12 protein-coding genes are annotated in these 13,587 nt (G+C 70.0%); 3 read left to right on the top strand and 9 right to left on the bottom strand.

Features of this window, described 5'->3' with window-relative positions:
- Positions 1-5 precede the first annotated feature (5 nt).
- The 5 genes from HKD39_RS20415 to HKD39_RS08500 all read right to left on the bottom strand — a co-directional run bounded on the left by HKD39_RS20415 (position 6) and on the right by HKD39_RS08500 (position 4,713).
- Positions 6-380, bottom strand: a complete 375-nt coding sequence (locus HKD39_RS20415; RefSeq protein WP_171199392.1) for a Rid family hydrolase — start codon at positions 378-380, stop codon at positions 6-8.
- A gap of 136 nt (positions 381-516) precedes the next feature.
- Positions 517-1,407, bottom strand: coding sequence for an IclR family transcriptional regulator domain-containing protein (locus HKD39_RS08515; RefSeq protein ID WP_171199391.1), 891 nt, complete (start codon positions 1,405-1,407; stop codon positions 517-519).
- 28 nt (positions 1,408-1,435) lie between these two features.
- Complete coding sequence (locus HKD39_RS08510) at positions 1,436-2,332, bottom strand: fumarylacetoacetate hydrolase family protein (RefSeq protein WP_171199390.1); 897 nt, start codon at positions 2,330-2,332, stop codon at positions 1,436-1,438.
- Between the two features lie 162 nt (positions 2,333-2,494).
- Positions 2,495-3,592, bottom strand: coding sequence for a Gfo/Idh/MocA family oxidoreductase (locus HKD39_RS08505; protein WP_171199389.1), 1,098 nt, complete (start codon positions 3,590-3,592; stop codon positions 2,495-2,497).
- A complete protein-coding gene (locus HKD39_RS08500; RefSeq protein ID WP_171199388.1) occupies positions 3,589-4,713 on the bottom strand; it encodes a Gfo/Idh/MocA family protein in 1,125 nt (374 codons plus the stop codon). Before HKD39_RS08500 ends, HKD39_RS08505 begins: the two co-directional genes overlap by 4 nt.
- A gap of 253 nt (positions 4,714-4,966) precedes the next feature.
- Between HKD39_RS08500 and HKD39_RS08495 the strand changes: the two genes are divergently transcribed.
- The 3 genes from HKD39_RS08495 to HKD39_RS08485 all read left to right on the top strand — a co-directional run bounded on the left by HKD39_RS08495 (position 4,967) and on the right by HKD39_RS08485 (position 9,004).
- Entirely contained in the window at positions 4,967-6,751 is a 1,785-nt protein-coding gene (locus tag HKD39_RS08495; RefSeq protein ID WP_171199387.1) for an N-acyl-D-amino-acid deacylase family protein, read from the top strand.
- Positions 6,752-6,974: 223 nt separating this feature from the next.
- Complete coding sequence (locus HKD39_RS08490) at positions 6,975-7,835, top strand: amidohydrolase family protein (protein WP_171199386.1); 861 nt, start codon at positions 6,975-6,977, stop codon at positions 7,833-7,835.
- The gene (locus HKD39_RS08485; protein ID WP_171199385.1) at positions 7,835-9,004 is read left to right on the top strand and encodes an alanine racemase; all 1,170 of its coding nucleotides are present in this window, start codon (positions 7,835-7,837) and stop codon (positions 9,002-9,004) included. The genes HKD39_RS08490 and HKD39_RS08485 overlap by 1 nt, the downstream gene beginning before the upstream one ends.
- A gap of 126 nt (positions 9,005-9,130) precedes the next feature.
- Here HKD39_RS08485 and HKD39_RS08480 read toward each other — a convergent pair whose 3' ends face one another.
- The 4 genes from HKD39_RS08480 to HKD39_RS08465 form a co-directional block, all read right to left on the bottom strand.
- Positions 9,131-9,820, bottom strand: a complete 690-nt coding sequence (locus HKD39_RS08480; protein WP_171199384.1) for a COG4315 family predicted lipoprotein — start codon at positions 9,818-9,820, stop codon at positions 9,131-9,133.
- A 345-nt stretch (positions 9,821-10,165) separates the two neighbouring features.
- A complete protein-coding gene (locus HKD39_RS08475; protein WP_171199383.1) occupies positions 10,166-11,518 on the bottom strand; it encodes a hypothetical protein in 1,353 nt (450 codons plus the stop codon).
- A 403-nt stretch (positions 11,519-11,921) separates the two neighbouring features.
- Complete coding sequence (locus HKD39_RS20020; protein WP_212754237.1) at positions 11,922-12,830, bottom strand: zf-HC2 domain-containing protein; 909 nt, start codon at positions 12,828-12,830, stop codon at positions 11,922-11,924.
- A complete protein-coding gene (locus HKD39_RS08465; protein ID WP_212754235.1) occupies positions 12,827-13,441 on the bottom strand; it encodes a sigma-70 family RNA polymerase sigma factor in 615 nt (204 codons plus the stop codon). The genes HKD39_RS20020 and HKD39_RS08465 overlap by 4 nt, the downstream gene beginning before the upstream one ends.
- Positions 13,442-13,587: the final 146 nt, after the last annotated feature.

Here is a 13,587-nt window from a genome sequence, read left to right as displayed (position 1 = left end):
CGGCGTCAGCCGAGATAGGCGATGGCGTCGACCTCGACGCGCACGTCCGGGTGGCCGAAGTTGACCACGACGGTGGTGCGGGCCGGCGGCGAGTCGGGGAACCGCTTGGCGTACTCGGTGTTGAACGGCGCGAACAGGATCGAGTTGGAGAGCCAGGCGTTCACCTTGACCACCTTGGAGAAGTCGGCGCCGCCGGCCTTCAGGATCGCCTCGACGTTGTCCAGCGTGCGGTTGACCTCGTCGGTGAAGTCGCCGACGAAGACCGATCCGTCGGGGTTGCTGGCCACCTGCCCGGACACGAACAGGAAGTCGCCGGCGGAGTAACCGGCGCTGAGCGGGACGGTAGGGGCGGGCACATCGGAACGGTTGACCGCAGGCACGACAGCTGCATCCTTTCGGAAACTACGTAACGTCCGGCCGCGGACGGTCCGCGGCCGGTGGTTCGATCCGGTGGTACCGGCTCGATGGCATGGCTCGATCGGGCGGCATCGGCCGATCGGTGGAATGGCTGGATGGTCAGTCTTGGTTGATCGCCTGCAACGCCCTTGCCAGCCGGGTGTCCGAGGCGATCTGGCCGGCGGTAGTGGCCAGCTCGGAGACGATCTGGTTGTGCTTGGAGCGGGGCAGCTCCCCGGCCGGGCCGGAAACGCTGACGGCCGCAACGCACACCCCGTCGACCAGCACCGGCACCGCGAAGCAGCACAGCCCCATGGCGCCCTCCTGGTTGTCGTAGGCGAAGCCGTCCTTGCGGACCTTGGTCAGCTCGGTCTCCAGCACGCCGCGGTCGGTGATGGTGTTGTCGGTCTTGGGGACCATGTCGGTGGCGTCGAGCACCTTGGCCGTCACCGTCGCCGGCAGGTTGGCCAGCAGCGCCTTGCCGAGCCCGGTGGCGTGCGGCAGATCCCTGGTGCCGGTGTGCACGATGTAGCGGATCGGCCGGTCGGCCAGCACGACGCAGGCGTGCAGCACCTGGTTGTCGGAGATCACCCCGAGGTTGGCGGTGTGCCCGACGGCGGTGGTCAGGCGCTGCAGGTACGGCCGGGCCAGCGTCTCAGGGCGCAGGTCTTCGGTGACCCCGGCCGCGATGGTGCTGATGGTGGGGCCGAGGCTGTAGGTGGGGCGGTCGTCCAGCCGGACCGTGCAGCCCTCCTGGGTGAGGATGGCCAGCAGCCGCACCAGCGTCGGCTTGGGGATCCCGGTGCGATCGTGCAGGTCTTGCAGGGTGACCGGCTCGCGCACGTCCGCCATGGTGCGGAGCACGGTGAGGCCTCGGGTCAGGGTTTGCGCCCGGTAACCACCGGCCTCGTCCTCCCCGCCGGTGTTGGCGCCGGCGGGAGCATGATCCTTGGTCTGCGCGGTGGCGCGGCCGGAGCGAGCGGTGGCGCTGGCGGACTGGTCTTTGGCCACGGGCACGGATCCCTTCGTTGCGCGCGGGTTACCGCGCTTTCTGCACTTCGGTGACGAGCTTGCCCAGCCCGGCCACCTCAGCCACCATCACGTCGCCGTCTGCCAGCCACGTCGACGTAGTGGCCCCGACTCCCGACGGTGTTCCTGTGAGGATTATGTCCCCTGCATGCAACGTACACAGCCGTGAGGCGAAGGCCACCAGCTCTGCGCAGCTGAAAATCATGTCCTTGGTGTTGCCGGACTGCCACACCTTGTCGTTGACGGTGAGCGAGATCGGCAGGTTCTGCGGGTCGCCGACCTCGTCGGCCGTCACCAGGTAGGGGCCGACCGGCGCCGAGCCGTTGGCCCACTTGCCCTCAAGCCAGTCGAAAAAGCCGACCCACGGGTTCTCGGTGTCCCGCTCGAATCCGATGTTGTCGAGTTTGCGCAGCGAGATGTCGTTCGCGGTGGCGTAACCGAACACCTTGTCAAGAGCCTGCTCCACCGGAACGTGATCGCAGTCGGCGCCGATCACCACCGCCAGCTCCACCTCCCAGTCGGCGCTGGCGCTGATCTCCGGGATGACGAACGTCTCGCCGGTACCCGCGATCGCGGTGTCGAACTTGTTGAACAGCTTCGGTGAGGTGCGCTGCTTGTCCACCGGAGTGCCGCCGCCCTCGACGATGTGCTCCTGATAGTTGGTGGCGGCGCAGATGATCTTGCCGGGCCGCTGCAGCGGGGCCAGCACCCGCACCTGATCCAGCGCAACGGTGGCGCGCTGCTGGTCACCGGAGCTACCGGCGGCTCCGTTGCGGGCAGCGGCACCTGCGGTGACGGTGCCGAGCAGGTCACCGTCGCCCCACTCTTCGATGGTGCCGGCGGCCTCGTCGACCAGCTCACCGTGGGCCACCCGGCCGTCCGGATAGGTATAGGTCAGCAGCTTCACGTCGAATCCTCTCTCGGGCGGCAACGGGGCCGCGCTGTCAAATGCTGTTGGCTGCGTTGGTCGGTACCGGTTGGTGTCAGCACTGTTTCTGCACTGTTGTTGTCTGCACTGGTGGTGACAGCACTCGTTCTCAGAACTGCACGGTGTCAGAACTGCAGGTTGTCAGAACTGCACGGCGCGGTGCTCGGCGTTGGAGGTTTCCAACGCGGTGATCAGGTCGGCCATGGCCAGCGCCGACGCCAGGTCCGGCTGGGCAGCGGTGCGCCGGATGACGCCGTCCACCAGGCAGTCCAGCGACGACGGGCCGAACGGCACCCGGCTGAGGGTGTCGGTGTACAGGTCCATCACCGGGGAGTCGAGGTCGGCCAGCAACTGCCCGTGGCTGCCGAGAATGCGGTAGCGGTGCACCGGCGGCACACCGGTGCCGGGCAGCGCCCTGGTCGCGGCCGCCCGTGCTCTTGCCCCTGCCGGCGACGTGCCGGCCTGGCCGGCCGCCTGGTCGATGCCGGACGGGTCGTCGGCATCGCCGTCACCGGAGCGGCCGACCAGCAGCGTCACCACCACGTCGGGGTCGACCCGCACCGAAATGGTGATGGATTCGCCGGTACCGTCCGGTCCCGGCGGCTGGATCTGTGCTGTGCCCTTGCCGTGCAACGGATATCCGCACAGTGCCTGCACCACGTCCAGCGCGTACACGGCCAGATTCCGCAGCTCGCCCAGCGGGTGCGGGCCGTCGCCGCTGCCCACCAGCAGTTCGCCGTGCACGGCGTGCAGCAACCCGAGCCCGCCGGTGGCGATGCGGCCGCGGCAGGCGGTGATCGCCGGGTGGAAGCGTGGATGATGCGCCGCGGTGACGCCGGTGGGGAACCTTTTGGCCCAGTCCCGCAACACGTCTGCCGGCAGCAACGTCGGCTTGTCCATCAACACCGGAACGCCGGCGTCGGCCGCGGCCTGCAGCAGCTCGGTTCCCCAGCCGGCGCCGGCCGCCTCCGCGTCGGCGTCGGGGCAGGCGATGACGGCGGCCACCCCGGTCAGGTCGATGGTGTCGATGACCCGTGACCCGCTGGTCTGCGCCAGATAACCGGCTCGCTCCTGCAGGGCGGGATCGGAACTCGGTTCGAAGACGCCGCTGACGCCGGTGGGCGAGCCGGGCAGTCCCTCGTCGATCAGGTGCTTGACGGCGGGCAGATACATGTAACGCTGATGGTTCTGCCTGAACCGGGCGGTACCGGTTCCGGCCAGCAGCACGGTGCCGCTCATTGGCCCGCTCCCTGGGTCTTGGCGGCGGACGGGTGGGCCGGCGCCGGCGGCGGATCGACCACCGGGACGATCTCGCCGCTGTCCGCGGAGGCGCTTGCGGCCTCGGCCACCGCGATCGCGTGCACCGCGTCGGCCGGCGAGGGAAACACCTCGCAGCCCCCGGTGACGGCGCCGTGCAGCACGTCGAGCTGCCGCAGGAACGGCGAGAACCCCGGCGCCGGAACAGGTCCGCAGCCGTCGTCAGCGAGCAGAACGGTGCCGTCGGAGTTCCAGCGGCGCACCAGCGAACCCCGACTGCCGTGGATCACGATCTCGAAGATCGAGGTGTTCTTCGGTCGTTCGCCGCGTGAGATCTCGCACACCGCAACCGATCCGGCCTTGGTGGTCAAGGTGGTGGTCAAGGCGTCGTCGATCTGCAGCGCGCCCGCCGTCACCCGCTGGCCCAGCGTGTAGACCGACTCGATCTCCGAGTCCAGCCACCAGCGGGCCAGGTCGTACAGGTGCACGCCGTTGTGGAAGGCGTGCCCGCCGGAGCGCACCGGGTCGAGCACCCAGGCGCCCCAGTTGCCCCAGATCCAGCCGCCGGCGATGGTCAGCCGCATCGACCGCGGCTCACCGATGGCACCGCGCGCGATCGCCGCCTTCACCGCCCTGGCGTAATCGGAGTGCCGGTGGGTGTGCCCGACCAGCAGCACGGTTTCCGCTTGTTGGAAGGCCAGCACCACCTCGGCGGCGTCGGTGGCGGTCAGCGTCAGCGGCTTCTCCAGCAGCAGATGCTTGCCGGCGGCAGCGGTCTGCAGCGCCAGCTCACGGTGGGTGTCGTTGGGGGTGCCGAGCACCACCACATCCACCGCTGGATCGGCCAGCAACGCCTCCAACGACGGGGCGATGCTGGCGCCGTAGCGTCCGGCGAGGGCGCCGGCGGCCCCGGCGGCTCTGTCGTAGACGCTGGCCAACCGCACCCCTGGGTGTGCGGCCGCAGCCAACGCATGGGACTCGGCGATGAAACCGGCGCCGACGACGCCGAGCCCGAGCACCCGCGGTGCGGCAGGGGCGGTGACCGAGGCGGCGGCAGAAGTGGTCGGAGTCGGATCCCGGTCGGGATCCGCGGACGCAGACATGATGTCGAAATCTCGTTTCAACTAGTTCGGATCAGCGGAATGGTAGCGCGTCCGGATGCGGGTGCGGCACCGGGTCCGCCCGATTCGCCCGATGCCGCCGCACGGTGTTTCCGGACGATGCCGCCGGCCGCATCGACCGGTGTTGCCCGGCGATGGCTCCGGCCGTATCGACCGGTGCTGCCGCGACGCCGCGGCACGTGAGCTGCGCCGCGCGTCGTTGACGCGAAAGTGGTTTTCGTGTTCGCTCGACGGCGTGGATCTGGTGGTGACCGGCGGGACGGTGTACGACGGCTCCGGCGGACCAGGTGTCCGCGCGGACGTGGGGATCAGCGATGGCCGGTTGGTCTACCCGGTGCCGCCCGGCAGTGCCGCGACGGCCGCATCGACACTGCCGGCCGACGGCTTGATCGTCTGCCCGGCGCTGATCGACATCCACACCCACTCGGATCTCACGTTGCTGTCGAACCCGTTGGGGGACAGTAAGATTCAGCAGGGCGTCGGTACCGAGGTGATCGGCAACTGCGGCCTCGGTCTGGCCCCGCTGCCCGACCCGGACGGGCCGGCACCGGCCGCCGACGACGAATCACTGCGGGTGGCAGCCGGTTACCTCGACCTCGATCCCGAGGTGCAGGTGCGCTGGCGCGGCTTCGACGAGTTCCTGGCCACACTGCAGGCGGCGCGGCCTGCGATGAACATCGCCGCCCTTGTTCCGCACCTTCCGCTGCACGCGCAGGTGGTCGGCCTTGACGACACCGCTGCCGACGCCGGGCAGATCGCCAGGATCGCCGAGCTGGCCGGCGCTGCGATGGACGCCGGCGCGGTCGGGGTGTCCACCGGGTTGATGTATGCCCCGCTGAGTTACGTGCACACCGACGAGCTGATGGCGCTCGGTGCCGCGGTCGCGGCCAGGGGCAAGCTCTTCGCCTGGCACATCCGCAGCTACGCCGACGATGTGCTGGACGCGGTCGGTGAGGCCATCGCGGTGGCCGCCGCCACCGGTTGCCGGCTGCAGATCTCGCATCTCACCGCCGTCGGCCGGCGCAACTGGGGCGACGCCGTGCGGGCGCTGGCGATGGTGGACGCGGCCAGGGCGGACGGTGTTGACGTCGGTGTCGACATCTATCCCTACCTGGCCGGCAATGCGCCGCTTTCGCAACTGTTGCCGGACTGGGCACAACAGGGCGGTGCCGAGGAGTTCACCGTCCGGTTGACCGACCCGCAGGTGCGCGCCAGGGTGGCCGCGGAATGGGCCGAATCGGCGTACTGGGTGTGGGAAGACATCACCATCAACGCCGTCTCCGGCAGCAATCCCGACGACAATCCCGAGCTGGCCGGCATTCTCGGCCGCACCGTCGCCGAGCTCGCCGAGGCTGCGGGGGTGAGCGCCGCGGAGCAGGCGATGCAGTTGCTGGCCGCCTACGGCGGGGCCGTCACCATGGTGGCATTCGGCCGCAGCGAGGACGATCTGCGCAGGATCCTGCTGCATCCGGCCACCGTCGTCGCCTCCGACGGGCAGGCCATCGCCCCCGACGGCGCCACCGGCGCTGCCGGCGATCCGCATCCGCGCAGCTACGGCTGCTTTCCCCGGTACCTCGCACACTTCACCGGCTCCGGGTGGCCGGCCGACACCGGCAACGGCGTTGCGGGTGCCGGTGCCGGTGCCGGTGCCGGTGCTGCTGGCGCTGGTGCCGATGCTGCTGGCACCGGGGCTGCTGGTGCCGGTACCGATGCTGCCGGCGCTGGGGCCGGTGCTGCTGCTGGAAGCGGACGGCCGTCGCCGGCCCAGTGGGCCGACGCCATCAGGCGCTGCACCAGCGCTGCCGCCGAGCGGGTCGGCCTCACTGACCGTGGCCGGATCGCCGACGGGCTGGCCGCCGACCTGCTGCTGTTCGACCCCGAGCAGCTCACCGACGTGGCGAGTTTCGATGCGCCGCAACAGTTTCCGGCCGGGATCCGGGCGGTGCTGGTGGGCGGGCAGCTGGTGATCGACGCGGGTGCCGATACCGGGGCGCGACCGGGCGAGGTGCTGCGCGTGTGAGTAGCGGGTGACCGGGCACACCGGTCAGATCGGTCGCAATACCTGGCAACGCGCCGGCAGGCCGGGCCGGACCGGATCGCGTACCACCCAACTGGGCGCTGGCGAAACGTCGATGACTCCCGAAGAATTGTGGCGCCGGTAGGGCCAGCCGAAACGTGTCGGCGGGCCCCGGCTCCCCGTTACCCGCCTCGCTGATCGCTGCCTCCCGGTAGCGTGAGAAACCTTGCAGGAGAAAGGCTTTGTCGTGATTCTCGACGTCCACACCCATGCGATGCTCGCCGAGCATTGGGGCTGTGAATGGCACAAGAACTGGGAGCCGGTGTATGGCACACCCGCCGAGGTGGTGACTCCGGAGCGTTACGACGCGGCGATGGCCGGCGGCGACGTCCAGCTCAGCTTCGTCTTCGGCATCCGCGCCACCCGCGCCGGGATCGACACCCCCAGCGACTTCATCGCCGATTTCGTCGCCAAGGCCAAGACCAACTGCATCGGCTTCATGGCGCTGGATCCCAGCGACGACGACGCCATCGAGCAGCTGCGGTACGGCGTGGAGCTGGGGCTGCGGGGCATCAAGTTGTATCCGATTCTTGCGCATTTCGACCCGCGCGACGAGAAGTACGACGCGTTCTACCGGGCGGCCACCGAGGCCGGGCTGATCGTGTTGTGGCACATGGGGACCACGCCGTCGCCTGAGGGCCGGCTGGACTATTCGAATCCGCTCGTGGTGGACGAGGTGGCGCGTCGGCATCCGGGGCTGACCCAGATCATCGCCCACCTCGGTCATCCGTGGCAGCGGGAAACCGTTGTGGTGCTGCGCAAGAACCGCAGGGTGTTCTCCGACGTGTCGGCCTCATGGGCCCGCCCGGCCGACGGGCACCGGGCGCTGATCAGAGCGCAGGAGTGGAACGTGGTGGACAAGCTGCTGTTCGGGTCCGACTTTCCGGTGTGGGATCCGGCCGATGCCATCGCGGGCATCCGCAAGCTCGCCGACATCGGCGTCCCTGACGGCGCACCCACGCTCGCCAACGAGACCATCGACTGGATTCTCAACGGTGACCCGCGTCCGGCGTTGGGGCTGGCCTGATGACCACCGCTCAGCAACCCGAGAACCCCGACGCCGGCGCTGCGCAACCGGGCACCCGGCCGCCGCTGGCCCAGACGGACTGGTCGCAGATCCCCAGCCCCGCCTTCCTCGTCGACGTGGCACGGCTCGACGCCAACGTCGCTGCGGTGGCCGACGCCTTCGCCTCCGCCGGGGTCGCGCTGCGCCCGCACTTCAAGACGTCCAAGTGCCTGCCGGTGGCCCGCAAGCAGTTGGCCGCAGGTGCCGCCGGCTTTACCGTTTCCACCCCGGCCGAGGTGAAACTCCTTGCCGAGGAAGGGATGCCGAACCTGTTGTGGGCGCACCTGCCGGTCGGCCCTGGCAAGGTGGAGACCGTGGTCACCTACGCCGGCGCCGGGGTGCTCACCATCATTCTCGACTCGGTGGCCGTGGCCGCACCCATCTCCGCGGCCGCGCAGCAGGCCGGGGTCGAGGTGCCGTACCTGGTCGAGGTGAACACCGGCCAGGGTCGCACCGGCGTCGAACCCGATCAGGTGCTCGCCGTGGTGACCGAGCTGGACAAGCTGCCGGGTCTGCGGATGCGCGGGGTGATGACCCACGAGGGGCACGTCGGCACCCACACCGTTCGGTCCGAGCTGGAGCAGGCCGCCCGCAAGGTCGGTGACGATCTGGCCGAGGTGGCCACCCAGGTGCGCGAAGCCGGGTTCACCTGCGACGTGGTGTCGGTCGGCGCCACCCCGAGCATGCGGTCGGCGCCGTTCGAGCCCGGTGTCACCGAGGGCCGCCCCGGCACCTACGTCTACTACGACGCCAATCAGGTGCGGCTGGGCAGCTGCGAACTCGACCAGTGCGCCAGCAGCGTGCTGGCCAGGGTGGTCAGCGTCAACCGGCCGGGCAGCGCCATCATCGATGCCGGCAGCAAGGCGATGAGCAGCGACATCTTCATCCCTGAACTCGGCATGGGAACGCCGGTCGACCTCGAGGGAAACCCGTTGCCAGGCATCAGCTTTGCCTCGGCCAACGAGGAGCACGGGTTCTTGGTCGGCGACGGTACCGCCGCACTGAAGGTCGGCGACATGCTGCGGATCATCCCGAACCACGCCTGCGGAACCAGCAACATGTGGAGTTCGGCGCTGGCCGTCTACCCGGACGGACACACCGAGCGCTGGGACATCGGCGCCCGGCACTGAGCCGCCCGGCCACCGAGTCTGGGTCGACTGCCGCGCCCGGCCGGCGCCGATGGGCGCCGGCCGAGCGCGGCGGCCCGCGGTGGGCTGCTCAGCTTGTCGGGCCGAGAGTTGAGCTTGGGCGTTCGGCTACTTGCTTGGTGCCGGAGAGGTGACCTTGGCGCCGTCGGCGCCGATCACCCACCAGACACCGCCGACGCCCTGCCCGGCGACATCGCCCGGCTTGGTGTCCTTGACGTAGTAGTACAGCGGCAGGCCGTCGAGGGTCACCTGCTTCTTGCCGTCGGCGGTGTCGATAGTCCCGACGGTGCCGCTGACGCCTTTCAGCTGCGGGGTTCCCGAGGTCAGCGCAAGCGGCCACAGGCCAAGGCATTTGCCGGTGCAGGCGCTGGTCGACGCGCCCTTGGTGTCCTTGTCGAAAACATAGATCGTCTTCCCGTCTCCGTCGACGACAATCTCACCCAACGCCGTCGACTCGGTCTCCAGCTCAAGACCGTCGGCTCCGCCGCCGGACTTGGTCGAGTCGTCCGCGCTGCTGCCGGCGGCGCCGCCCGTGGCGGAGTCGTCCGAGCTTGCGGCGCTGGAGCTGTCGTCGGACGCCTCCGAGGTGGCCGAGTCGTCCGCGCTGCTGCTGCCGGCCCCGCCCGCGGCTGAATCGTCCGAGCTGGTGGCAGTGGTACCACTGGTGGCCGTGGCAACGGTTCCAGTGGTCGCGTCCGAGCTCGCCCCGGAGTCGCTGGACGAGCCACAGGCGCTCAGCGTCAATGCGGCCGCCGCCGCGATCGCGACCAGACTCTTGCGCGCCTTCAGAGTTTTCATCGTCCCGACATTCAGCATGGTTGCTTCCTTTCATCAATCCCCGATGTACCGGCCAGTGCGCTGTGCACTCCCCAACCGCCCGCCGGCGCAACGCTTTCCCGCCCGGCCGGCTGACGATCGGTATGCCACCTTCACGAGGCAGCATGGGCAAAAGGTTCAACGGCCGTGTCGATGGCGCCTGGACAACCGGGCAGCAGGGCTGCGCCGGGGCGGCCGGCCCCTACTGACTAAGCGCAGTGCAGATTGATCGCTGCGCAGAGCCAAACAGCTGCCGCGCAGTGCGAACCCGTTGCTGCGCAGTGCCAAACCGTTGCTGCGCAGGGGAAATCGAGCCGCGGCTGGCGCTCAGCCGGGCTGGTTCGGACCCGGCTCGACGTCGCGCGCCGCGGAGCTGTCGTGAGCGGAAGAGCTGTCGGGTGCCGGATCGGGAGTCTCCAGATCGGCGCGGTCTCCACCGGCAGCCGGCGGGCTGGGTGCTGGGGCGGCCGCTGGGGTTGCCGCCGGCGCGGGCTCCGCCGACCCGGCTGGCCGGCCACCCCGAGCGGTGTCGTCGATGGGTCGCACCGCCAGCGCCGCCACGATCCGATTGACGATCGGGTCGAAGAAATGCTCGCGGTACTGGCGGTCGCTCACCGTCGAGATCAGGAAGCTCAGCCCGGCCAGCATCGCCAGGAACACCGCTGCCTTCAGCAGGTTCACCGTCACCGGCAGGGTGGCTCCACCGATCTCCCATGGCACCGCTTCGTGCCCGAGCCACGCCCGCATGGCCGGCGGTGCGATCGCGATCTTGCCGAGCACCACCAGGATCGCGGTGAGCATGGCGGCGAAGATCGCCGTCAGCAACAACTGCGAGATCAACGCGACCAGCACCACGTTCAGCTGTTGCCACCAGCGCAGCCGCAGTAGGGCCGGCGCGGTCTGCCCGGACTCGGTCGCCTCCTTGCGGGCCTCGGCCACCTCCTGCCATGACGCCGGCAGCGCAACCATGGTGCCGATCACCACGATCACCAGCCCGAAAGCGAACAGTCGTGGCCAGCTCAGCGCATCGGTGGCCTGCCAGGTCTCCGCGGAGAAGAACGCGAAGATCACCAGTAGCAGGATCACCGGCAGCGCCATCGCGGCCATGTGCCGGACGGCGCTCAGGTTGGTCAGCGCCGACTTCAAGGTCCAGCCGAGCAGCGAACCGAGCCCGATCCAGATGCCGGCGATGACCGCAAGCACCGTGATGACACCCGAGGCCAGCTCCTCGAAAAGGCTGAGCTCGTCAATGGATTGGGTGATCAGCGCCGTCAGCACGGTGGCCACGACCAGGAACACCCAGGAGACCAGCGTTGGATACCGAACCCGCCGGAGCAGCCGGTACACCCAGTACGCCAGCAGCACCGGTACCACCAGCACCACCCCCAACGCCGCCGCCGTGTACAGCGTGAACGCCCACTCCGGCAGCGACTCGTCGACGGCGACCAAGCCGGCGATCGCCGCCACCGTCGCCCCGGCGAAGGCGCACATCCAGACCATCAGGGGTGTCGCCCGGCGGGGTAGGTCGTTGGCCCAGCGCCGCACCGGCACCAGGGTCGGCAGCCCCTCCGACCGCAACCAGTCGTCGCGCAGGTCGGGGCTGGCTCCGGGGGCAGCACCAGGATGGGCGCCGAGGCCCGGCGCAGCAGCGGGTTCTAAGAGTGACGGTTCGTTGCTCATGGGCGCGCGATCGGAGTCCTCGGTGGTAGCTGGCCGGATGCTGGCGTCTCAGTGTCACCCGCCGACCGGCTCCGCGGTTTCAGCACCACCGACATTCCCGGCTGGTCTTGGCCGGCGGTGGGGTGTTTTCGGCCCGGGTTTGGTGGTGGTGCTGAATGTTGCGCGGAACAGGCGGCGTGTGTCTGCATCTGGTGGCGCCGGGTCGGCGCGGTGGGTGCGAGTCCGCGGTTTCAGCACCACCGACATTCCCGGCCGGTTTTGGTCGGGGCTGGGGTGTTTTCGGCCCGGGTTTGGTGGTGGTGCTGAATGTTGCGCGGAACAGGCGGCGTGTGTCTGCACCCAGCGGCGGACCAGCGCAGGGGCGGTAGCGCCGCCGACCGGCATGAGTCAGCATCGCTGGTGGTCAGCCGGGAAGGGTGGCGGTGAGCACCTCGGTTCCGGTGTCGACGTTGTGGACGGACACCGCACGAATCTGCTGATGGGTGAGGGCGGTGGCGCCGGTCAGCCGTGAGGTGTCGCCCGGGCCCGCGCGCCAGGTGGAGATCTGCGAGCGCCGGCCGGCGCTGTCGATCACCTCCATGGCGTAGACGTAGTCGCGGCCCGGCTGCTGATCGGCCTCGGTGGGGTAGCTGCAGGTCATCGCGATGCTGGTGCCCCACGCCTTGTCGGTGAGCCGCACCTGAGCCGTCAGCGGCGTGCCGCCGATCGCCGTCATCGTCACGGCCGGTGGTTCCGGCGGCGGCCGGTCCCACGGCTGCACGACGGCCACCGCAATGGCCGCGGCACAGGCGGCGGCGGCCACCCCGACGATCCAGCTGCGCCGACGAGCTCGGCGCCGCTGCTGCCCGCCCGGCCGCAAGCCGACGACACTGTCGGAGACGCCGGCGGAGCCGGAGCTCGCAGCGCGCTCGCCGTGACCTGCGGCGGGATCGGCGGCATGCGCACCGGTTCCCGCGTCCGTACCGCCTCCCGCCGCGGCAGCGGCACCGGCGGTAGCGGCACCGGCGGCGCCGGCGGCAGGGACACCGGCGGCAGCGGCGGCAGCGGCGGCAGCGGTTTCGTGATCGGCACCGGCGAAGGCAGCACCAGGTCCGGCTCGATGGAAGGCGACGGTGTCGTCGTCGAGGCCGAGCGCCACCTGCGGATCGACCCTGGCCAGCAGGCCGGGCAGCCCGGCCAGCTCGGCCACCGCTCGGCGGCAGGCCGCGCAGGCACCCATGTGCATCTCGAAAGCGCGCCGGTCTTCCGCCGAGAGGGCGCCGAGCACGTACGCACCGTCCCAATCGGCGAACCGGGCATGCTGCTCGGTCATCTGGTCACTCCCCGTTCCTGCAAAGCCAATCGCAAAGCCCGCAGCGCGTAGTGCAGCCGCGACTTCACCGTCCCCGGCGGTAGGTCCAACTCGTCCGCCATTTGCCCGACCGTCTGCCGGCCGTAGTACGCCCTGACCACCACCGCCCGGTGGTCAAGGCTGAGCGTCCGCAGCGCGTCGGTCACCACCAACTGGTCGAACAACGCCTCGGTGTTGTCCGCCTCGACTGCTCCGCCGTGGATGCTGCCGCCGGCTCCGCTGCCGGTGGCGTGCCTGCCGCCGTCGGCCCCGGGCCTGGCCCGCGGCAGACCGGGGCTGCCGCCGCTCTCGTCGGGCACCGGCGGCAACACGTCGGTGAGCACCTCCCGCCGGCGACGGGCGCTGCGCGCGTCGTCGATCACCAGGTGCCGGGCCACCGTGAACAGCCAGGCCCGTGCCGAGGTCGCCCGTTCGTGCCCGGAGTCGGTGATGCCCTGCCGCCAGGCCCGCAGCAGTGTCTCCTGCACGACGTCCTCGGCGGCGCCGCGGTCAGCCGTCAGGCTCAGCACGTAGGCCCAGAGCGCCCCGGCGTGCGCGTCGTGCAGCTGCCGCAGCTGGGTCTGGTCGCCCACGTTCACCTCCGTCCCCGCTTTCGCGCCCGGTACAGCATGCTGCCGTCGTGGTTGCTGCTGACACGAGATGCGGCGGCGGTTGGTTCAGTGCGATTGGTTCAGCGCGAATGGTTCAGTGCCGTTGCTTCGGTGCGGCACCCGGGACG

This window comes from Nakamurella aerolata (assembly GCF_013002705.1).
Lineage (GTDB): Bacteria > Actinomycetota > Actinomycetes > Mycobacteriales > Nakamurellaceae > Nakamurella > Nakamurella aerolata.
The sequence above is the reverse complement of the archived record's forward strand: the minus strand, read 5'-3'. Positions and strand labels throughout refer to the sequence as shown.